The 22,092-nt window shown below is 41.5% G+C and carries 21 protein-coding genes and 1 pseudogene; 7 read left to right on the forward strand and 15 right to left on the reverse strand.

Features of this window, described 5'->3' with window-relative positions; all coding sequences use genetic code 11:
- Positions 1–43: 43 nt before the first annotated feature.
- The 5 genes and pseudogenes from J7E32_RS01780 to ftsZ all read right to left on the reverse strand — a co-directional run bounded on the left by J7E32_RS01780 (position 44) and on the right by ftsZ (position 10,092).
- The gene (locus J7E32_RS01780; RefSeq protein ID WP_214902737.1) at positions 44–1,324 is read right to left on the reverse strand and encodes a TIGR02679 family protein; all 1,281 of its coding nucleotides are present in this window, start codon (positions 1,322–1,324) and stop codon (positions 44–46) included.
- Positions 1,317–5,429: pseudogene (locus J7E32_RS23285) on the reverse strand (TIGR02680 family protein). Before J7E32_RS23285 ends, J7E32_RS01780 begins: the two are co-directional and overlap by 8 nt.
- Positions 5,429–6,595, reverse strand: a complete 1,167-nt coding sequence (locus J7E32_RS01790; RefSeq protein WP_483297590.1) for a TIGR02678 family protein — start codon at positions 6,593–6,595, stop codon at positions 5,429–5,431. The pseudogene J7E32_RS23285 and the gene J7E32_RS01790 overlap by 1 nt, the downstream one beginning before the upstream one ends.
- Positions 6,592–7,605 carry a TIGR02677 family protein gene (locus tag J7E32_RS01795; protein ID WP_214902898.1) on the reverse strand — a complete coding sequence of 338 codons (1,014 nt, stop codon included), beginning with the start codon at positions 7,603–7,605 and terminating at the stop codon, positions 6,592–6,594. The genes J7E32_RS01790 and J7E32_RS01795 overlap by 4 nt, the downstream gene beginning before the upstream one ends.
- 1,164 nt (positions 7,606–8,769) lie before the next feature.
- Positions 8,770–10,092 (reverse strand): cell division protein FtsZ, encoded by a 1,323-nt coding sequence (ftsZ, locus tag J7E32_RS01800; RefSeq protein WP_483297591.1) that lies wholly within the window; start codon positions 10,090–10,092, stop codon positions 8,770–8,772.
- Positions 10,093–10,819: 727 nt separating this feature from the next.
- On the opposite strand from ftsZ, the gene J7E32_RS01805 reads away from it, so the two are divergent.
- The 3 genes from J7E32_RS01805 to J7E32_RS01815 are packed head-to-tail and all read left to right on the forward strand — an operon-like array spanning position 10,820 to position 12,489.
- Positions 10,820–11,293 (forward strand): hypothetical protein, encoded by a 474-nt coding sequence (locus J7E32_RS01805; protein WP_214902739.1) that lies wholly within the window; start codon positions 10,820–10,822, stop codon positions 11,291–11,293.
- A complete protein-coding gene (locus J7E32_RS01810) occupies positions 11,290–11,781 on the forward strand; it encodes a hypothetical protein (RefSeq protein ID WP_214902742.1) in 492 nt (163 codons plus the stop codon). The genes J7E32_RS01805 and J7E32_RS01810 overlap by 4 nt, the downstream gene beginning before the upstream one ends.
- 51 nt (positions 11,782–11,832) lie before the next feature.
- Entirely contained in the window at positions 11,833–12,489 is a 657-nt protein-coding gene (locus tag J7E32_RS01815) for a potassium channel family protein (RefSeq protein ID WP_214902744.1), read from the forward strand.
- An 87-nt stretch (positions 12,490–12,576) separates the two neighbouring features.
- Here the strand turns inward: J7E32_RS01815 and J7E32_RS01820 are convergent, their stop codons facing one another.
- Positions 12,577–13,017: a MarR family winged helix-turn-helix transcriptional regulator gene (locus tag J7E32_RS01820; protein WP_214902747.1), complete on the reverse strand. Its 441-nt coding sequence runs from the start codon at positions 13,015–13,017 to the stop codon at positions 12,577–12,579.
- A gap of 21 nt (positions 13,018–13,038) precedes the next feature.
- Complete coding sequence (locus tag J7E32_RS01825; protein WP_214902749.1) at positions 13,039–13,515, reverse strand: glutathione peroxidase; 477 nt, start codon at positions 13,513–13,515, stop codon at positions 13,039–13,041.
- A 196-nt stretch (positions 13,516–13,711) separates the two neighbouring features.
- On the opposite strand from J7E32_RS01825, the gene J7E32_RS01830 reads away from it, so the two are divergent.
- Positions 13,712–14,494, forward strand: a complete 783-nt coding sequence (locus tag J7E32_RS01830; protein WP_214902752.1) for a hypothetical protein — start codon at positions 13,712–13,714, stop codon at positions 14,492–14,494.
- Here J7E32_RS01830 and J7E32_RS01835 read toward each other — a convergent pair.
- From J7E32_RS01835 to J7E32_RS01850, 4 genes are all read right to left on the reverse strand, one after another.
- Positions 14,474–15,013 carry a nucleotidyltransferase family protein gene (locus J7E32_RS01835; RefSeq protein ID WP_214902900.1) on the reverse strand — a complete coding sequence of 180 codons (540 nt, stop codon included), beginning with the start codon at positions 15,011–15,013 and terminating at the stop codon, positions 14,474–14,476. The two genes, J7E32_RS01830 and J7E32_RS01835, sit on opposite strands and share 21 nt — an antisense overlap.
- 576 nt (positions 15,014–15,589) lie before the next feature.
- Complete coding sequence (locus tag J7E32_RS01840; protein ID WP_214902754.1) at positions 15,590–15,826, reverse strand: hypothetical protein; 237 nt, start codon at positions 15,824–15,826, stop codon at positions 15,590–15,592.
- Positions 15,823–16,350, reverse strand: a complete 528-nt coding sequence (locus tag J7E32_RS01845) for an RNA polymerase sigma factor (RefSeq protein WP_214902757.1) — start codon at positions 16,348–16,350, stop codon at positions 15,823–15,825. The genes J7E32_RS01840 and J7E32_RS01845 overlap by 4 nt, the downstream gene beginning before the upstream one ends.
- A complete protein-coding gene (locus tag J7E32_RS01850) occupies positions 16,337–16,708 on the reverse strand; it encodes a hypothetical protein (RefSeq protein WP_214902759.1) in 372 nt (123 codons plus the stop codon). The genes J7E32_RS01845 and J7E32_RS01850 overlap by 14 nt, the downstream gene beginning before the upstream one ends.
- 374 nt (positions 16,709–17,082) lie before the next feature.
- On the opposite strand from J7E32_RS01850, the gene J7E32_RS01855 reads away from it, so the two are divergent.
- From J7E32_RS01855 to J7E32_RS01865, 3 genes are all read left to right on the forward strand, one after another.
- Positions 17,083–17,955 carry a histidine kinase dimerization/phospho-acceptor domain-containing protein gene (locus J7E32_RS01855; protein ID WP_353654005.1) on the forward strand — a complete coding sequence of 291 codons (873 nt, stop codon included), beginning with the start codon at positions 17,083–17,085 and terminating at the stop codon, positions 17,953–17,955.
- Positions 17,942–18,355 (forward strand): ATP-binding protein, encoded by a 414-nt coding sequence (locus tag J7E32_RS01860; protein WP_214902763.1) that lies wholly within the window; start codon positions 17,942–17,944, stop codon positions 18,353–18,355. The genes J7E32_RS01855 and J7E32_RS01860 overlap by 14 nt, the downstream gene beginning before the upstream one ends.
- 176 nt (positions 18,356–18,531) lie before the next feature.
- A complete protein-coding gene (locus tag J7E32_RS01865; RefSeq protein WP_214902766.1) occupies positions 18,532–19,530 on the forward strand; it encodes a DUF3231 family protein in 999 nt (332 codons plus the stop codon).
- A 203-nt stretch (positions 19,531–19,733) separates the two neighbouring features.
- Here the strand turns inward: J7E32_RS01865 and J7E32_RS01870 are convergent, their stop codons facing one another.
- The 4 genes from J7E32_RS01870 to J7E32_RS01885 form a co-directional block, all read right to left on the reverse strand.
- Positions 19,734–19,925 carry a hypothetical protein gene (locus J7E32_RS01870; protein ID WP_214902768.1) on the reverse strand — a complete coding sequence of 64 codons (192 nt, stop codon included), beginning with the start codon at positions 19,923–19,925 and terminating at the stop codon, positions 19,734–19,736.
- Positions 19,926–19,970: 45 nt separating this feature from the next.
- Positions 19,971–21,158 (reverse strand): DUF2812 domain-containing protein, encoded by a 1,188-nt coding sequence (locus J7E32_RS01875; protein ID WP_214902770.1) that lies wholly within the window; start codon positions 21,156–21,158, stop codon positions 19,971–19,973.
- 4 nt (positions 21,159–21,162) lie between these two features.
- Positions 21,163–21,471, reverse strand: a complete 309-nt coding sequence (locus J7E32_RS01880) for a PadR family transcriptional regulator (RefSeq protein ID WP_214902773.1) — start codon at positions 21,469–21,471, stop codon at positions 21,163–21,165.
- 155 nt (positions 21,472–21,626) lie between these two features.
- Positions 21,627–22,091 (reverse strand): hypothetical protein, encoded by a 465-nt coding sequence (locus tag J7E32_RS01885; RefSeq protein WP_214902774.1) that lies wholly within the window; start codon positions 22,089–22,091, stop codon positions 21,627–21,629.
- Position 22,092: the final 1 nt, after the last annotated feature.

Genomic DNA, 22,092 nt, shown 5'->3' on the forward strand with positions numbered 1-22,092 from the left:
TTTTTTCAGAGCAAGTAACACATATGATGAAATATCTATAATGTTATTGAGCCTGTTTAATATCTTCTATAAGTAAATCTAACAACGCTTCCTGATACCCAGCCTTTTTCTTCTCACACATCATCCTAACGACTTCTTCCCATTCTTGTGAAGATACTCCATCAAGCTTCGCAATCCTTCCGGCAATGTCCTCGTTTGAGATACTAATCTCATATGCCACTGGATCCATCCTCCACAGTACCAACTTGTCTCGATACCTTTTCTTCAATCGGTCCGCAATCAGGACTCCTTCTGGATCCAGGTCACCAGAATATAAGAATGTGCACTCTCCCTCGGCCAATTGATCCAGGAGTCTCCAACTTGCTGCTCGCAGCTGCCCATGTGTGCAGACTACGGCTGCATCAGGGACTGCATCCATTATGGTAGAAGCCACACTCGAATTCTCAACTATCCAAACCATTCGGCCAGAGGCAGGCCTGATACTTTCAAGTCTGGCTAATTCCTTCATAGGGACATTCAGTACGGTTCTGGTTTGAACAGCTGCATTCCAGACAGGGTGAGTTTCACCCTGGGAGAAAGCAATCAATCCTTGTACGGTCACGAAATTCCACAAATCATCCCTTAACAAGCCGAATTCCGCCAGTAAATCATTAATTTCCTCCGTGTTTTTTGGAAAAGGAAATTCAGGTTCTCCAAGAGTTTTCTTATTTACCGCTAGAAAATGGAGCAATAATCTTCCGCCCAACTCCGATATATCAAAAAAATGAGGATTTCCTGTCGTCCGCTGAGCGAAGAAAGGGAGCCTTTCAAAGTCTCCCTTTTTCGGCAGCGATAAAAAAGCATTAGAGACCTTCCTAATCATTCTTGACAGCAAAAGTTCATCCTGCCGATAAAGTGACCAAATCCACCTAGTATCCGGGCCTCTCTCACTAATCCACTCTAGCCACCAACCAGCTTCAGGGATTTCCAAGTTTAATAAAGTTATAAACTCATTTTCAAGCCTTAGGTTATTCTCGGCTTCTTGCTTTTTTGATAGTAGTGGTTCCTGAAAGATTTCTTCCAACAGCTCCACGAAGGTAAGGTTAGAAAAACCCGTATTGGCAAGTTCTCGCTCAAATTGTAGAAGTCCAACACGTCCTTTTTCTATCAGCTCATTCGAAGATAGGCCAAGGAAGCCGGCAATTGATTCGACCTCTGCGTCCTTGAACCCTTTCAGACTGACAAAACCTCCGACTCTGCCAAGAGAGCGAAACTTGTCTCGGAACAAGCCGAAAAGCTTCATGAAACCAGGTTCGTCGCGGAACACTTGCAAACTATTATTCATTTGTCACCAGTTCCTCCAATTCAGGTGCCTCATCGATTACGAGCGACTTCTGCTTACCATCCCATTGGTAGCGGATGACCGTGACATAATCAGCATTCTTCGGACGGACCAGCTCACTTATGGAAAGACTAGAAATCGTGTCATAATCTCCCCATAAGGCTTGAGAATTCATGATGTAGTTGAAGCCGAGCTGCTCGACAACCTCGAACATATCACGGATATTATTCTCGTCGACACCCGCAAAAGCCTCATCAAGAGAGATGATAAACGGAGCCATCTCCCCGGCTTCTTTGTATCGGGAATAAGCAGCCGTGAATAAAGGAATATACATCGCCATCGCTTTTTCACCGCCACTGAACTTGAAGAAAGCGTTGTTTGTCAGCTCGCGCTTCGGCTCATTCACCCGGCTGAACGAGAGTACAAATGTGAACCATTTGCGGTAATCCAGTACTTCCTTCAAGACCTGGTGGAGCGTGGATCCCTCATTACGCAGCTGAATTAGCTCCTTCGCCTTGGCAATCCTTGACTGGAAGTGCTTAGTAATCCGCTGTAAATCTTCTTCATTCAAAAACTTGCTGTTTCGCTGTAAAAGTTGGACCAGATCTCTCGTATCCATCTCCTGCTCCGATTCCGCAGTCAGCGGCTTCCAGGCAATTGAGAAAATTAACCCTGAAGAATTATCTCGATCGGCCATGATTTTATCCATCTCTTTTACCCATTGCTGGGCACGCTGGATACGATTTCGCAGGATGATTCCTACACTATTTAAAATGATATCCTCATACAGCCTGCGGTCCTGCTCATCAAGCCATCCTTGCTGTTCCTCTAGTTCCTTCTTCAACTCAGTCGATACATAATATGGAGTTACACGCTGGCCCCTGTATTCCAACTGGATCAAGCGCCTTCCCTTCAGCTGGTTCCACTCATTCAAAAATGGCTCATATTTCTCCGGGAAATCTTTTTTGAACCAGGATGGAACCTCGGTGTCCTCAGGATATTCAAACATTCGGTATTCCGTTAGATGAGCTTGTTCGTTTAAAAAGGCTTTCGTCAGCAGTTCTGATAATTTCGATCGCTCATTCTTTGTATAAATAGGTTCAAACTGTGAAAATATCTCACCAGGCTGTTCACCTTCAATCACAAAGTAGCTGCGTTTCTTCTCGGCATCGACCATTCCTGCCCATAATTCACCCATTTTCTTCCAAAAAGACAAATCAGTTTCAGCGTCATCTAGCTTTTCCTGAGTGCGGTTCTGTTCTGATTGTGCTATTGGCAGTTCACTCTTAATTCTGTCGATTGCACTCTCAGCCTCATTAAGCTGGCGTTGGACTTCCTGAATTCTGCTCCTGACTTCATCAATCCCTTTCAGCTTCAGCTGCTGATCAAACGACACAATCATGGCCTCGATTTTTCCAAGCTGGCTTTCTTTCCTGCCTTGTTCACCCTTCAACTCATCCAGCTCCCCTTCAAGCTCTTCAATTCGCTGTAAAGAGGACTGTAATAGCTTTTTGACAGATGAAACATTCACGTCATTATTTTTCAAATCATGTAAAAAATCAATGTAGCTTTGCCCAGATGCCAATGCATTTCCAAGGTCATCAACTGTCAAAGGAATATTCAACTGTACGCCTTTGTCCCGTAAAAGCCGCTTGACTTCCGTATATTTGTCATAAACAATTTTCCAGTCTGCATCAATACGGCTGAGCAGGTCTCTCTCATTTTTGAGCTCATGACGCTTGGACAAAATTTGTTCATTAATATCCAAAAGCACCTTGTCTTCTGGAATTTCTTTTTTCCATGAATGTATCAATTCCAGCTCTGCTACAAAGTGTTCAAATATAACCTTTAATTCAGCAAGCTCCTGATTTAATTCATGAATCTTTTCTGTCCAAATTTGAATTTGCTCACGCTGGTGCCGTTTTCTTGACGACCTGCCGATATATTTTGATGGGCCTTCTATTGGTGCATGTCCTGTCATACAGCCTATCGAATATGACCCGTCTTGATCGATATGGAATCCAGTACCATCGCTTTCAAGCGGAATAGACCGCAACACCTGGTCAACCAATTCTTCCGACAAAGAACTGTCATCATCCATGTCAGGCATCAGATAGTCAGCAAGCGTATAGCCAAGCAGGCGAGGATCAGCAACTAAAACAGCATCCTCCAAAGGGGAGACCGGTTTGTCAGTGATCAGGCTATCAAGAATTCCAGTTTTCGTAAGAGCCGCTTCCAGCCTTTCCCGCTGTTCCTCGGTCACATGCTCCTGGAATTCAACTGCAGCATAAAATGGCAAAAAGGCAGTGCCATCTTGCATGAGCTGGACCCGTTGTTTTTCCGTTGCTGGCGAGCGTTCCGGCTCAAGCATCTTCTGAGTTTTGATTCGCAGCAATTCTGCCTCTGCTATACTGATTTCATCCTGTTTTTGCTCTATCCGGCTCTTCGTCAAAGCCTCATCTCTCTTCACTTCAGCTTCATAATTGTGAATTGCCACAAACAGCTGAGAACGGACTTCATCATATCGATTACGTTCATACAGTCCCTGTAATGAACGGGCGATTCCCTGGCGAAGTTCATTAGAGTAGTTTAACTTTTAATGTTCTTCCATCCATAGAAATACATTGCTTTCAAGCTTTTGATGCTCTTCATCGAACCACGTTTGGTAATGGTCCAAGTCCTTCTGCAACTCGTCTATTTCTTTTTTCTTCTCGGATGAATGGCGCTGAAGCCGATTCTGGTCTTCTCCAAGCCTCACAGCTTCAACAGCGAGTTTTTCCAGCTGCACAAGCAAGGCCAGATGGTCTTTCGCTTCTTTTTGCCAGACGGTAAAATCAAAACCACTTTCCTTTGTCCGTCCATAATCTAAGACATTCACCTCGTGCTGGTGAAAAGCTGCTGCATCTGCATCAAGTGTAAGCTCGGCCAAAAGCTCTCTTTCTTTTTCTTCAAATTGATAAAGATCATCTTCAGAAGATTGTTTTTTTCGATATTCATCACGAAGTTTTTTATTGTTCTCATCCCACCGCTTTTGCAGCCCTGCGATTTCATTCACGATTTCTGTTGATTCCTCAAGCTTGTCTTTCCTCTTCTCTTCAAGAGACCAAACCTCATGATGCTTGAGTGAATTGCTTTCCTGGGCGGCAACATGTTTTTGCTGCTGAAATCTTTCAAGTTCAACCCTCAGCCTGACAATTTCCTGCTCAAGGTGTTGTTGCTCGGCTTTATACTCGTTCACTTTCGACTCGGCAGTATCGCTTTTTAAGAGTGCCTTCTGCCATTGCTCGGCCCGTTCTGCTAAAATATATTTGTTGTACGTATCATATGCCGTTGCCAGTCTGTTAATCGATTCAGATTCTCGATGAAGCTGTTCAAGTTGCTGCTGCGTCTGGTCCATGCTTTCAATTGTGTCAGAAAGAGTGCGCAGTTCATCATCAGTCAAAGGAGGCAGCGCCGATTCAAGAATCTCATAGATCACCGTTGGCTTGAAATCCTTCGATAGCTTCGGACTTCTAAGCTGGATCAGTAACTTAATTAAATCCTCATAAGCATCGATAGACTGGAATCCAAAGACATACTTATTCACAAGATTCATGTACTCCCGCTGAGAATGGACTACATAACCGCCCTGGCCAATCCGGTTCTCCAATTCCTTCGCTGAAAGCGGGACTTTTTCACCCGTATGCTGCTGGGCAAGCTGGAAATCATCACCTATCCTGCGGTTATCAGTCAGCAGGAAATACCATGACTTGATTCCTTTATTTCGCTTCGCCTGCATCCCGATACCCGTCGTGATATACTGCTCCGAACCCTGCTTTTTGTATTCGATGAACAAATATCCTGTTCGCTCATCACGATCGACAACTTCCTTTTCACCAAGAAGATAATCCTCCATCCTTCTAGCCTTCGAACCAAAAGGATCAAGTCGGTCAGGAGACTTTTTGCCATCCAGCAATACTGGCAGGAAACTTTGCATTGTTACTGATTTTCCTGAACCGTTCGAACCACGCAGCAAAAGCTTGCCGTTCTCAAAGTGGAAAATCTCTTCATCGTAATACCAGAAATTCAGCAAACCGGCACGGTTCATCACCCATCTTGTACCCACCATTACTCCTCGCTCCCTTCAAAATCAGCAGGGAATGCTCCGGCAAGCACACCCAATAGCGGTTTTATTTTAATCAATGAACTTTCTTTTTCAATTTCGGCCATCATCCAGTCCTTCATTGCACCAAGGATTTCGTTCCGGATGGCACTGTTTCCTTTTTCACGGAAATATTTCGACCAGCCCCGCTCAAATTGTGTGCGGAGTTCAAGGATAATTGCATCCATTTCCCCCTCCGTCAAAACAATCTCTCCATTTTCTTTCGGAGTGTATTTTTCGGGATAGTCATGCAAATGCTTTGAAAATTGCAGAATTAAATCTGTGGATGCTTTTGTATCAGGAAATAACTGCTGATATTGCCTTGATTCATCGGTAGACAAAAAAGCAGTGTTTTTGTAGACATGCAATTTATAGTCACTATGGCTTTCGATATCGTCCGACAGCCGATTACGGAAATTCCGAATATATATAAAGTCTGGATCCTGCATATCAATGCGGTGAAGGCCGGGGGAAAAGAACAGCTTGCGATAAACCCGTTTCCTTCTTTCATCCTCCTGGTTCAGCTTCCAATCTTCATTTAAGAGTTCTTCCCAGTGCTTATAGCTTGTAAAATCATCCGGGAAGGTGCGCATAAAATACCGGCTGTAGACCGTTGCCTCATACAGCACCTCTTGTTCCTCGTTATGGTCATAGCGGCTGATATCTCCATCAATGATCCTGATCAGCTTAAAGTCAATCAGGACGTTGATTGCACGGATCAGCGATTTCCGATGAGTATAAAGTGTCCAATCAAGCGGAAGGTCACCTGGAAAATCCGCCTGGATTTCCTGGCTCAATTCCGATAAAAGGAATTGCTCATCGACAGACTTACCCTCCAAAAAGGAAAGCGCACAGCAAAAAACGGCATAATCCATGGAATCCTGGAATTCCTGGATACCCATCCATCGCTCCGGAACAACCGGAATTTTCTCAAGCTTGATAAAATGCTGATGGACAATCAGGCGCAATCCAAACTTTTCGTTAATATAGCGCCTCAGTACCTTCTCCCGTTCACGGATTAGCTGATACCACTCTGGCTGCTCACTGCGGAGAATCCAGTAGTGATTAAATAATAGGTCCATTCCAAGAATCGCCTTTTCATCGAATTCTACTATTTGTTCCAGCTTGATCATTTGGATTCCCCCTCTCCTTCAAAGGTGAACAGCGCATCTGGCATTTTCAAAGTCCCATCCTCCGCATCAAGAAGAACCGTTTTCTCACGGTCAATTGACACCTTCACAACCATCCCGTAATCTGTCTTGACTTTGCCATTCTTGCTGGCCATCGATTTTCCAATCCACCCAAGCAAAACCTTTCTGACAAATGGTTCAACTTTTGAAACAGCAGATAGCTTAATGACACCTTCGTCTATATATTTTTCAATCAATACTTGTTCCTGTTTTCGTTCAGCCAGATATTGCTCACGTTGAAGACGTTTTTTCTCCTCATTCGAGACCATTGAACCTGGCTTCGTCTTTTCACGATATCGGTTCGTCCGCGGCTTGAGCGGAATCATAACCGGATTCTCTTCCCAGGTTTCGGTATGCAAATTATCTGTGCTCACCTCATCAAGCTGAAGATGTTTGATTGTCATCGTCCCAAACACTACAGAAGAAAGTTTGTGGGCCTCCTCAAGTGTATCTGTATCGACAAACCATTTTGCCAGGTGCAAATAATCATTTTTACGGCTGCGGAAATGCTGCTGTCTTTCCCCTATACGCTGAACATATCGAGTCATCCGCCTGATCATTTCATTTGTTTGCCACTGCAGTATATCTAGCTCACTCTGCTGTAGATTAGAGCCCAAGAACCACTGCCTCAATGAACCCCAATACTCAAGGTATTCAGTCCGCCACTCCTCGACAGACGAACTGACATCTTCAAGTCTCGGGATCGACTGCCGATGTTCAACAAGCTTTTCGAAAAATAATGCCATCCTATCAGGTGAAAGTTCATCAAGCCGTTCTCTAATCTGTAACGCAGTATTTTGTAAAGAAACAATAAAGTCACGCAAGTAGGTAGTGAATTGATTTTTATAGACAAGGAACGCCTCCGTCTGCATCCGCTGATCAGTCTGCTCACTGTTTATGTACGCTATGTAATCAGCGGTACTGGTCCTGATGGTCTGGAAATAGCGGAAAATATCCTCCCAATCTAAACCTGTCCGAACTTGTAGCTACTTCAGACAGCTTTTCCTGCTTTCCCTCTAAACCTGTCTGAACTTGGAGCTACTTCAGACAGCTTTTTCTGTTTTACCGCTAAACCTGTCCGAACTTCAGACTACTTCAGACAGCTTTTCCTGCTTTCCCTCGAAACCTGTCCGAACTTTGACCTACTTCAGACAGCTTTTCCTGCTTTACCTCTAAACCTGTCCGAACTTGTAGCTACTTCAGACAGCTTTTCCTGCTTTCCCTCTAAACCTGTCCGAACTTGTAGCTACTTCAGACAGCTTTTCCTGCTTTCCCTCTAAACCTGTCTGAACTTGAAGCCACTTCAGACAGCTTTTCCTGCTTTACCCCTAAACCTGTCCGAACTTGTAACTACTTCAGACAGCTTTTCCTGCTTTCCCTCTAAACCTGTCTGAACTTGGAGCTACTTCTGACAGCTTTTTCTGTTTTACCGCTAAACCTGTCCGAACTTCAGGCTACTTCAGACAGCTTTTCCTGCTTTCCCTCTAAACCTGTCCGAACTTGGAGCTACTTCAGACAGCTTTTCCTGCTTTACCCCTAAACCTGTCCGAACTTGGAGCTACTTCTGACAGCTTTTGCTCCTTTACCTCTAAACCTGTCCGAACTTGGAGCTACTTCAGACAGCTTTTCCTGCTTTACCTCTAAACCTGTCCGAACTTGGAGCTACTTCAGACAGCTTTTCCTGCTTTACCCCTAAACCTGTCTGAACTTGAAGCCACTTCAGACAGCTTTTCCTGCTTTACCCCTAAACCTGTCTGAACTTGAAGCTACTTCGGACAGCTTTTCCTGCTTTACCCCTAAACCTGTCTGAACTTGAAGCTACTTCGGACAGCTTTTCCTGCTTTACCTCTAAACCTGTCCGAACTTGGAGCTACTTCGGACAGCCTTTTCTGCTTTACCTCTATACCTGTCCGAACTTGAAGCTACTTCGGACAGCTTTGGCTCCAAACATCGAAATCCTGTCCGAACTCAAAGCTTCTTCTTACAAATTAGCTGCAGAACCAAAATTCCTGCCCAGGCCCAGGGCTACTTCGAAGCACAAAGCACGTCCCTGCGCTTCCATTCTACCCTATCCAAAAAGGCCAAATCGCAAGTGATTTGGCCTTTCGGATCTTGTATTACCGCCTTCTGCTTCGCTTCCGTAAGAACGCTGGGATTTCAAGCGAGTCGTCTTGAGGCTGGGTACCCCTGTCATATTTCTTAGACTCTTCATAGGCAGGCGGCTGGCTGTAATTGCCGTATTGCTTATAGTTATCGTATTGGCCATTGCTGCCAGACTGGTTATATTCTCCGTATTGACCAGATCCGCCAGACTGGCTGTAATCTCCGTATTGGCCATAGCTCCCGGACTGCCCTCGGCCGTAATCCCCCGATTCTGCATGGGCAACAGGCTCTCGCTGTCTCGATTGAGATTGGTATTGCTCACGGGAATTGGCAATCATGTCTCCAGGTCGGCGAGATGTGTTTGACAGTGGAGCGTCCTCATCATCTGAATCGAAGCCGGTCGCAATCACGGTCACCATGATTTCTTTATCCAGATTTTCATTGATGACCGATCCAAAAATCATGTTAAGCTGGTCATCTGTTGCAGCCGCCACAATGTCTGCCGCTTCCTGGACTTCATATAAACTGAGGTTCATGCCGCCTGTGATGTTCATCAGGACACCTTTCGCGCCATTGATGCTTGTTTCAAGCAATGGCGAGGAGATCGCCTTTTTGGCAGCTTCGACGGCACGGTCATCGCCTGAAGCTACACCGATTCCCATAAGCGCCGTTCCTTTGTTGGACATGATCGTTTTCACGTCAGCAAAGTCGAGGTTAATCATGCCTGGCACGGCGATCAAGTCGGAAATGCCCTGGACACCCTGCCTGAGAACATTGTCCGCCTCCCGGAAGGCTTCAATCATTGGTGTTTTCCTGTCGACGATTTCCAGCAATCGCTCGTTTGGAATGATGATTAATGTATTAACGGCTTTCTTCATCTCTTCAATTCCGGCTGCCGCATTTTGTGCCCGCTTGCGGCCTTCAAAAGTGAACGGACGAGTCACCACTCCAATCGTAAGTGCACCAAGTTCGCGTGCGATATGGGCAATTTCTGGCGCAGCTCCGGTCCCGGTTCCGCCGCCCATTCCGGCCGTTACGAACACCATGTCCGCACCTTGCAGGGCACCCTTGATCTGCTGCCTGCTTTCCTCGACAGCCTTTCTGCCGATTTCAGGTTTGGCACCGGCTCCAAGTCCCCTCGTCAGCGAACCGCCGATTTGCATCGTGACCTCCGCTTTAGACATGTTAAGAGCCTGTGCATCTGTATTCACGGCAATGAATTCCACTCCCTGCACGCCGTCCTCAATCATCCGGTTCACAGCATTATTTCCGCCGCCGCCAACCCCAATAACTTTTATAGTGGCAAATTGATCGATGTTGTTTTCAAATTCTAGCATTTACAGTCCCCCTAATTAACTTCAGAATTGCCCCCTATTTTTCTCTATACCTATAAAATTCGACAACGACTTAGAAATCCTGACTTTTCTAGAGAATTGTTAAACAACTGTAATTTTAGAGTAAAAAAGTGTCATTCTTTTGGTGATAAGCAAAGACTGCTGTGCAGGAGTTTACAAATACCAGGGGAATCCTCACGCCTGAACAGACTATAAAAAAGTTTCGAATCAAACAATTACTTTCTAAATCTCATTCTACTTCCTTATCACCCAAAATACGGCCAGAGCTAAGCCAGCTAAAACAAGTGCACTATGTATATACCAATAGTCTATAAATAACTCCCATTGAAGCTGCTGTATTTCTTTGACTCTCTCAAAATAACCCATTAGATAACAACCCCCGAGTTAGTTTCTTAACTTATTTTACGGTTAGGATGATCTTTGGTTTCAGTTTATAAAAAACTCCATTTTCCAAACCGGATTATTTGCTCCTCCTATACGATTAACAGTCATTGGCATAAGTGAATTGCCAAATCGAACAGCTGAAATTTATCAATAGGTAAATTTCGTCTCATTCTCAACATTGGTCATTGTTAGAGGGAAACATATTTCGTTTATTTTTGGTGATAATAAGGCATTATGGCATTTATCGTTTTTCTACCGGAAATTCCCTCACCAGAAGGGCTTTTAGCCCATTGATCAGGGAAAAGGCTAATAAGGAGATTATTATATGATCTTATTCATTTATTTCTTATTGAACGGAATCGCTTTACTTTTTTTTCTTAAAAAAAAGAAAAATCTCCACATCCTTGAGCTAACGGCTTATTGGTTCCTTGCTTCCTATAGTGCTCAGAATTTCTCTGCTCTTAGTTACATGAATTTTAAAACTCTGCATATCCCTGAACATTTACCGCTTGAAATGTCTCATTTTATTAGTCGAATCAACCTCTATCCAGTGATCATGGTTCTATTTTTGGATTATTATCTGGTCACAGATAAATGGTATAATAAGGGCTTTTTATTGATTTTATTTGTAGCTATATTAACAATCGTAGAATGGCTGAGCCACTTTTTAGGTGTATTGGTTCATGTGAATTGGCAGTTTTGGTGGTCACCTTCCGTTTGGTTTGGGGCTCTCATATTGCTGATTGGCTTTATGAAGGGATACCGCATTTTACTTTTTAAAGGAGGATCATACAAATGAATGTAAAATACGATTGGAATGAATGGTTCTTCCTGATTTCTTCCGTTGCAGCATTACTATCATTTTGGCCCATCCGAAAATACTTCCGGCCAGTAATCGTCCTTCTGATCTGGATGTATAATATTTTTCTCGTTTCAACCATTGACTACTTTTTAATCGCAACCCCTTTTGAGGCCTACTATTTTGGTGATAATCCTACATACGAACTTTCTGGTGCACTATTTCATTTATTCATGTATCCTTGTGCTTCTTTAGTATTTCTTTATTTTTACGACAAGTTCGAAATATATGGTAAAAAAACAGCTTTTTATATTTTAGGATGGACAGCCTTTTCAGTATTCTATGAATGGATCTGTGTGAAAAATAACGCGCTGATTTATACTGGATGGAAGCTCTTATATTCCATCCCCGTTTACCCAGCAGCAGCCATCCTGTTAATCATTTTCTTTCATTTTATTAAAAATAAATATCAGGAATTGGCATACTAATTATGCCCGCGTTTAATAGAAGCTTCTTTTAAAATCAGGAGGAATGACATAATGAAAAAGTTATTTGCCGTGATTGGACTTGGCCGTTTTGGCGGAAGTCTTGTTGAAGAATTTCATCATCTTGGTTTCGAGGTTCTGGCTGTGGATAAGGATGAGGAAAGAGTGAACCGGTATAGCCAGTTTGCAACACATGCAGTGGTGGCCAATGCCATGAACGAAAATAATCTAAAAGGATTGGGCCTGAAAAATGTAGACATTGCCATTGTATCCTTCGGAGGCAATATTGAGGCGAGTATTCTCACAACATTGCTGCTGAAGGATTTGGGAGTCAAACAAGTTTGGGTGAAAGCATTAAGTGAAAATCACCAAAAAGTATTAGAGAAAATCGGAGCCGATCGTGTCATTCACCCTGAAAGGGAAATGGCCAAGAGAATCGCCCACCATGTTACTTCCGATAAGATTATTGATTTTATTGAGCTTTCCAAGGACCACAGCATCGCAGAAATAATTTCCACTAAAAAGGTAACAGACAAAACATTAAATGAACTGAATGTCTCGGCCAATTACGGCTGTAATATCATCGGAATTCAGCGAGGAGAAAAATTCATTATTTCCCCTTCAGTTGAAGAAGTCATCTGCCCAAATGATATACTCATCGTGTTGGGTCATAACAAACAAATTCATGCATTCGAAGAACGAGGGGTATGATTATAAATATCTTTCGAGTTGTTCAGATGAATGAAAGAGACTAAACGATCTGGAAAAAGCACAGGGTTCCAAGCCCCTGCGCTTCGCTTATAGCCGGTTATACTCTTTCAACTTCCCTCGCAGCACTCTCAACTGCTTCATCAGCTGCTCGTACTCTTCGTACTTGATATTGCACAGCTTCAGTTCGGTGGCGATTTTTTGGACGATAGCATCTTTTTCTTCCAGAGCCTTTGGTTGAAGTGAGATGCAGACTTTCCTTTCGTCTGCCGTCGACCGCTCCCTATTCACCCAGCCGCTCGTTTCCATCCTTTTGATCATCGGGGTTAATGTCCCTGTGCCGAGGTTCAATTTTTCTCCGAGCTCTTTGGCGCTTAACCCATCCTGTTCCCACAATGCCAGCAAAACTAGATACTGCGGGTAGGTAATCCCGAATGATTCAAGTGCTTTGGAGTATAGCTTATTGAACTGGCTGCCGGCTTCATAGACTGCAAAACACAGCTGATTTTCCAGCGTTAAAAAATCATCCAAGTGTATCATCCTTCACAAACTTTATAATAGATTCTCAAGATCCTTCTCAATTTTACTAGGTTCTGTTGTCGGCGCATAGCGCTTGATCACTTGCCCGTTCCCATCCACAAGGAATTTAGTGAAATTCCACTTTATATCCTTTGTTAGGACTCCGCCTTTTTGTTCCTTTAAAAATGCAAACAGAGGATCTGCTTGTGCACCATTCACATCAATCTTCGCAAACATCGGGAAGGAAACCCCATAGTTCATCTGACAAAACTGCCTCGTTTCGTCAATATCATTGAACTCCTGATCATTGAACTGGCCGCAAGGAAATCCCAGAATCTCCAAGCCCTTTTCCTGATATTGATCATACAATTCCTGAAGGCCTTTAAATTGCGGTGTCAAGCCGCACTTACTAGCAGTATTGACAATCAACAGAGGTTTTCCCTCATAATCCCTCAAGGATTGTTCCTGGCCATTTGTCTTCTTCACTGTAAAATCATAAACAGTTTTCATCTATTGTTCCTCCTCAGAGAATATTTATATCGTGTACGATTTAATCGTATCAGATTTTATTTGTTCTTTCAAATTTAAGTATGCGGCTTCCCGCAGTCTTTTTAACTGTCACAAATCCGTCACAAAAATCATCTTCCCTACCTGTCCCTTTTTATTGCCTCGCTGTATATAGACAGTGAAAGGGCGGTGCAAAATAATGACAATTAAATCAGGGGTCATTGAAGGATTTGAAGGGTATTCACAGTTCGTTTCGCTGGAGGAGTTCAATCGTCATTTGGAAATGTGGCTGGCTGTACATAAGCATGATTTTTCGAAGGGAGAATTGGTTGGTTTGAAGAGGCTGGCCCGTTTTGCTGCTAAAATTCCAGGTGTCAGCAACGCTAAAATCGGAACGGTGTTGAAAGCTATCCATGAGGAATACAACGAACTCGGCATTTCCCGTTCCACTTTTAAAAGGATGATCATCAAGGCAAGCACTCTTGGTATCTTCACCGTACACGAAACAGAACGGAAAAACGGTTCACAATCCAGCAATCTATATGTATTCAATCGTTTTCCTAACAATGAACCACCGAAAAAGGAAAAAATGAACCACCAAAATAAAACTATTAATCTTTCTGAAACTAAAACTATAAAGAATAATAAACGTGAAGAAACAGCATTTCAGCAGGCACCAGAAGATCATCTATTTGTCAGTGACAGAATTCAAAAACCATTTGTCGATCTGGCAAAATACTTCTTTCCAAGCGCAAAGGACATCGAGGAATTCTGGAAAATGACAACGATCGCTGCTTATAAAAATACCCAGGAAACCGAGACAGAAACCATTCTGTCCATCTCCCTGGATTCTTTTAAGCAGCTAATTAGAAAAATGAAGACCAAGGTGACAGTTAAAAATCCGCTTGCCTACTATACCGGCATCCTGAACAAGAAATTCCAGGAACTATACTTTGTGGAGCTATTTGAAATGGGGTTTTAACACTTTAACATGATGGACATTGATCTTATGCCAAATCGCTTTCCAGTTCTTTTTAACAATCCGCTCCTCGTAAATCGCAGCACGTTCTTTTGTTTCTGTAAAAAAAGGAGTCGGTTTCACTTCAAGATTAAGGACATCTTCGATCCCACAAGGAGCGGTCAGGACCAAGTTATTATCACTGTCCAATTTTACACCGAGAGCCGTAGCTCTTTCCGGAAACTTTGAGATTGCATCTTCACAGGAAGTGTAGGGCGGAATCTGATTGACAACATGCATCCTTGCTTGATTTTTAACAGACCAGGGTACATCAGGCAAGATCCTTCTCAACTTTTTTTCTAAGAGCTTTTCTACATTCTCATCAATGTTAGTTGGATCAAAATAAATAACATCCACATCCTGGGTCAGCGTTCGCTCTTTAAATTCGTGAAGTTCATCCCAGATTTTCGATCGGACAAACCCTGCACAAATCCACCAGTCAGGCAAACTCAGTGTGCTGGCAGCTTGGATAATCTCCATCATTATATCGTCACTTTGAATTAAGTGTATTACATCATTTTTGCTTTTCAAACATACAACCCCCCATTAACCGAACGTATATTCTTATAGTAACACAATGAGTTGCTACGGGAAGATTTTCCTTTAAAGTATGCCGTAAGTTCCATCCATATTGTAAAATAGGAGAAAAATAGATTAGTTCGCCGGAGGCCATATGAAAAAAGTTATTTTGGTGATGTTATTTTGGGGTATGATCATTTTCTCCGTAATAGCGCAGGTATCAGACAAATTCATTAATTGGCTGAGTCCAAATGCTCTTTCTCTTATTGATGAAAGAATGACATACACATTTGTTCCTATGATGATGAATTTCTTTGTTTTATTTTTAATGTGGAAAATAATAATTCATAAGTCTTGGTTCCGTTTGTTTTTCATAGTTAATCTGATTTTGTTCGTATTCTATATTTATTACCAATTTGGGGATATGGGTCTTGGCATAACTAGATAAATTGACAAAGTAGCTTGAATGCAATTAGAACTTTTCCCTTTGTTTATATAAAAAGAAGCACAGGGTACGTAACATCCCCGCGCTTCCAGAATTCAAATAAGAAAAATTGGAGTAAAGAATAAAAATAGTAAAAAAATGAGTGGGTAAAATACAAGTTGCGTGATGGAATTCTCACGGATGGAAAGTACCTCAAGTGGATTCTTCGCTGGGGTATGAATCCAGTTTGCAATTCGGTCTAGCTTACTACTTTTAGCTGGAATTTCTGGTATCTCTACATGAAATTCATCTAGTCTACTCTTAAGCTCATTTTGGATCTCTTTTTTACTCATTCAGGCACCTCCAATAAAACCTTTAATTTTTTTAAGGAAGCATGAAGCCGGGATTTGACTGTACCTATCGGGATCTCCAGTATTTTAGATATTTCTTTTTGCGGGAGATCATGATAATAAGTTAACAGAATAACGGCACGCTGCTCATCAGGCAGTTGTTGGATGGCTGCTTGAATGCTGAGTTTATCTTCAAGCGATAATTCCAGCTGATGATTTTGTTGATATAAGAAAGGAAACAGCTTTTTCATGGAATTGCGCCTTTTTAACCGATTGGCCATTATCTGGTAAGCCATTCGGAATAAATAGGTTTTCAGACTGGATTTATTCTCATCAAACTGAACTTGATACTTATGAAAACGAACAAATGTATCCTGAACGATATCCATGCTCAGCTGTACATCCTGACAGTACCGATACACGAACTGATAAATAGGCGTTTTATAAGTAACAAATAGATCTTCAATTGACAACTGCTCCTGATTTTCACCAGCAGAAGAGGTTATTTCTTTATTATTTAAACTCATTGGGCCACCGCTCTTTGATGCCTTTAAATACATATGCAATCCTGGTAATAAACCAAATAAAAGTCAGCAATGAAAACAAAAAAGTCTGATGGAAAAAAAACTGTATCAATGGGCTTTCAATGTTATCTCCTCGAAGAAGGAATACAAAAAGACCAATAATACATAGAAATGTGTAAACAGCTGCTGCTATGATGGTATAATCCCACCGTGTCCACTGGAAATAAATATCAGACTTGCTGAAGTCAATATTCCCCATTTTATCCCTGACAACTTTTTTGTTCATTGTAGAAATTAGCACGGCAAATGTCGTACCTATAATTACTCCCGCAATCGTGCTAACTAACCAACCTAATTCCATATATCCTCCACTCCTTTTCATCCATCTACTAGCTTATACAACCGACAAGATGAAAAGGTTCATATGTGCTTCAACTTCTTCTTTGTTTTTTTTATTTAGCCACTTATTTTTGTTTATGTATCCAAGCACTTTTTCCTACTCCTGAGTCATTAACTACCCTTTCCTTGAAGGAACTTTATATCAGGCTTTACCATTTGAAAATCCTCCAAAGAAATCCCACCCTCTTTTTATCATAACTACTTCTATTTGTCGGATTACTTTTCCTCTATTTACCTGTTAATAACTGGCTTACCTACTAAATTAAACCTATAAAATTAAAGTTAAATACAGTATGATAGTACTATCTTATGTGGGAGGAATCATAATTGATCCAGGTGGTTAAGGACTTACTATTAAATCTACTATTCATTATTGGTTTTTGTTCTTTTTTACCGATGTTTTTAGAACAGAAAGGGATTACTGTCAAGAAGTGGCTTACCATCTTATTCTTTTGTATTGCTATAATTTTATGTATTTCCTTCCCTATTCATTTAAATGATAATTTTGTTTTTGATTTACGAGGTGTTCCGATTTTCATTGGGGGGTTATATGGTGGGCCAGTTCCATTGTTGATTTATAGTCTTATTGCCGTTGGATTCCGACTTTTATTCGGGGGCGACGGGAGTATTACCACGATCATTATAACTCTTTTACATTTCATATTAATTCTAGCTATATATAAAAGATTTAACTTATTGGCAGCAAAAGAAAAGTTAAAACTAGTTGTGGGCCTAGGCGTCCTCTCAACTATTGTCGTATTTCAAACGCCAAATATCCTATTTGGTTTTACACTCCAGCCGGACTATTGGATAGGGTTTGGGTTTACTATGATACTATCATTATTTATTTTAGTTTACTTAATTGAGAGCCTCCAGGAATTTTCTTTTTTGCGTGAGCAGTTTATCCGCTCAGAAAAAATGGAGGTTGTTTCTCAATTGGCCGCCTCTATAAGTCATGAAGTAAGGAACCCAATGACAACCATAAAAGGGATGCTGCAAATGTTAAAGGAAACTCCTGATTTATCTGCTGATAAAAAAAATCAATTCATAACAATCTCATTAGATGAACTTAATCGTGCTGAAAAGATCATTTCGGATTATTTGACCTATGCCAAGCCTACAGTCCAGGCAGCACAAATCTTTGATGGCCATTTAGAAATTGAAAGAGCTATTAATGTCATTCAGCCGTTCAAACATGAATTGTATTGAAATAGAAACAGACTTGATTCCATTTCAATTAAATGCCAATCAAGAAAAATTTCAACAATGTATTGTCAATTTAACCAAGAATGCTGTAGAAGCGATGCCCGATGGCGGAAAGCTAACTTTTCAAGCAAATCAGGTAAATGACTCATTGGTCGAGGTAAAAATAAGCGATACAGGTGTAGGGATGGTACAAGACCAAATTATTCGTTTAGGAATGCCCTATTATTCAACAAAAGGAAAGAACGGCACAGGTCTCGGTTTAATGCTCGTATATAGAATTATAGAAAGTATGGGCGGCACTATTTCAGTTCAAAGTAAAGTAGGAAAAGGTTCTACTTTTACTATTAAGCTAAACGCACCCACACTTACCAAGGAACAGGAGAAAAATAGAACTGTTAACTGAACCCCATTTTTATTTGCTTTAAGAAGCTAACCCTGCCTTTTAAAAGTTGGGTTAGCTTCTTCTATTGTGAACACATTTCATTTACATATGATTAATAGGTAAACAATTAATAAAATGGCATAAAAACACAATTTAATCACATCCTAAAATCAAAAGATATTTAGGGAGGATTACCCGTGCCAGAGAAAGCTTCCATTACTTCTTCCGAATTAGCCACTTTATGGCTTACCTATCAGGAAAAAACAATGATTTTTCGAATACTGGAATACTTTATAGACAAGGCTGATGATGAAAAAGCCAGGGGAATTATGACAAGTTTGTATGGAGAACTTGAGGTAAATGTAGGAAGAATCGTAGAAATCTTTGAACAGGAAGGTGCTATCATTCCAGTCGGATACACACCAGAAGATGTAAATAAACATGTCCCTAAGTTATTCGACAATGGCTTTGATATCATGTTCGTCCGATTAATAAAAGAAATCAGTATGGGAATGCATGCATTGAATTTAACGATGACGTTTCGTGAGGATATCAATATCCTTATGGAAGACCTTACCGCTCTCAGCCAGAAGTATTACAGGATTTGCACACAATATTTACTTGAAAAAGGGCTGCTAGTTCGAACTCCATACGTACCAATGCCAAAGACCGTCGAATTTGTAAAGGATTATGATTACTTTGGCGGGCTACCCATCAATCCTTTTAAACAGAAAAGGACATTAAACACACTTGAGATCGCCCATATTCAAAAAGGAATCGAATCAAACCTAACAGGCTTGCAGATGATTCTCGGCTTTGCCCGGTGCGCCAATGATAACGAGGTTAAGAAATTCTTTCATGAGGGAGCAGAGCTTGCAAAAGGGATTGTCAAAGAATTGACGGAGTTAATGATCCAGGAAAGCCTTCCTGCCCCACAATCATCGGGAGGAAATGCAACTCAATCCACAGTGGCTCCATTTTCGGATAAGTTAATGATGTATTGTACAAGTCTGTTCTGCAGTTTTTCCTTGGGAAGCAACTCACTCGGAACTGCCTTTAGCTTACGGAATGACCTGCCTGTAAAAATGACCATCTTTACGAAGGATGTTTTTGAATATGCCCATAAAGGTGCCAAAATCATGGTTAAAAACGGATGGATGGAAGAGCCACCGCAAATGGTAAATCACAAACAATAGAAAGCTCAGGGTGGCACTAAGTAGTTCGTTTGTCAAATAGAAAAACCCAAATTCACAAGTGAAATAGCCCTCAGTTTTATACAACTCAATCACTTAGAAAAACGCAGAGGTTTTTTCGACCTCTGCGTTCTTCAAGTTTTTAATGACTTGTTCTCCAAGAAACGCTTTCCTTGAGAGTTACAAACGAAAACTTAAAGGTTTATTCATGGCTTAATTCCCCTAACCGCAACGGTATGATACCCCCTCGAATCTGGGCCTTTAATTAAAGCAACGTCATTAAACCCTGCATTCTTCATATACGGAATTACTTGATTTTCAGTAATGCCTCTTATGCCTTCCCATGTTTCATCTTCTTTCCCGTCAGAAAAAGTAAGGATGAAAACTCCTTCTGGCATTAGAAATTGTCTAATACCATTTAATTCGACAATCTTGAATAACTCTTAATTCATCTTCTCAATCACACTGTCAATGACTGAATTCACATCCGCATAGCCATGATAGCGGACATACATGACTGCGTTTCCTTTTGATGCAAATACTTCATTCATGCCTTCTTCCACATGAACGACTAAGCGGTCCAAGTCTGGGTGCTTTTTCACCACAAAATCCTCACCAGTATCTCCATACCTATATCTTTTCATTAGATCTGATATTAGTTCATCCGCCATAGCAGGAATCCTGAGTTGATAATATTGCGTAGAAATCGAGGGTGAATATTCATCGCTAGTATCCTTCCACAATGTCCCCGGGACCAATCCGGTCTCATCTGCTTCATATTGAACAGGTGCCAAAGGACTCCAATCATATGAATAACGATTGCCCCAATCCACATCGCCATCTATATAGGTAGATTCCGACCGCACTAAATCCGGATTATTCTCAACATCAGCTAATCTGACAATCGGTAAATTCACGCTTGTTTCCGGCAATGTTTTCGTGTCCATTCTCATAAGTTGCATGAATGGAATAATCGCACTCAATCCAACCATCACTGTAAAAAGAAATGCTACAGAAGTATGTAATCGATGCTTCTTCTTCCAGGGAGCATGATGGTCAAGTGGTATTCCTTCGGCTAATCTTTTGCGCAAATCACGAATGGAGAAAGCCGCCTGAAGTGAGGTATAAGCTGTATATCCGATGAAGATAGCCAAAAAAGTTTGCTGAACCATTATTCCTTCTAAAATAACTAATGTCGGTGTACCGTCCAGGAACCAGCTGGAAGCCAATAAACCCACCATGAAAATTAAGCCAATCACGACGATAAAAGCATTAAAAACTAATTGTTTATTTAATTCCCTCAATGTATACGATTGCTCAGCAGGATCGGTATGTAGCTCAGGCGCCTCTAATTCGGCAGGTGATGAAAACACATGAAAAGAACCATAGCTGGTGACATAATCCCAGCCACTTTGACCATACATCTCGATTTGTTCAGCTGAAATTTTTTTATTTATCGATACATCTATTCTGTACCTCATGTTTTTCGGTTCGCCTTTTTCAAACTTGGCAAAATGGATTCCCATCTTTTTCAGATAAAGACCTTGAGCCGCCATATCAGCAAACCAGCTTTCATGTTCACCGATTCTCCAATAATCACTGGGGCGGAGCTTATAAACTGATTTAGTCATTCCCTTACCTCCCCTCGAGAATCTCGCTGTCTTTGATCAAGGCTTTCAATCGATCATATTCGATACGCAACGCGTGTTCCCCTTCTCTTGTGATTTCATAGGTCTTCCTTCTGCCATCATTTTCAGCCAATGAAATCAGACCATCCTTCTGCATCCGTGAAAGAACTCCGTAAAGTGTCCCCGGCCCCATATTCACCCGGCCATTCGAAACCTCAGTAATCGCTTGCATCAGCTGGTACCCATGGTTTGGCCGCATTAAGGCAAGCAGCACATAATACATCGCTTCGGTCATCGGTCCCCCAGAATACGCCATCAATAACACCCCTTCATTCACTTAAAGCATTATTATGTCTCTCGTTATTATGCGAGACGATATATCGTATAACATAATAGTAAGCTAAACTTTACCAGTTGTAAACAGAAATATGTACAGGAAGATTCCTGCGTTTATAAGGTATTGCTATAATTCTAATAATTCTTTTTCCACGACAGGAAATAGGCAATTGATTGAACAAGCGGATACAACATGACAATAATGACTGGATAATAAGGCATAGTTTCTGAGATAAAAGGATAGATCAGCATGAGTGCAGTCAGGATCGGAAATGTATACCACATTGTGACATAAGAAGCTCTGCATGCTTTAGCTGTAATCTCCTGTTCTCGCTCGTCACTTTCTTCAAATTCCGGTGGCAAAAAGAAGGCCTTGGCAAAAGACTTGTTTTTCTTTTTGCTCTTCATGAACAAAATGGCTGACAAGATTCCACCGAGTACTAAGGCGGCAAATACAGGAGTCGCATTGATGGTCACTTCCCACGGTGGCTCTGGATTTTTTATCACTTGAGCAAAATCCATCTGTGCATAATAAAAAGCAATCATGGCCCATCCAAACAAAACGAAAATCCCGACTGACATTAGAAATTTTTGATTCATT

The organism is Bacillus sp. ISL-55 (assembly GCF_018613155.1).
Taxonomy (GTDB): Bacteria; Bacillota; Bacilli; order Bacillales; family Cytobacillaceae; genus Mesobacillus.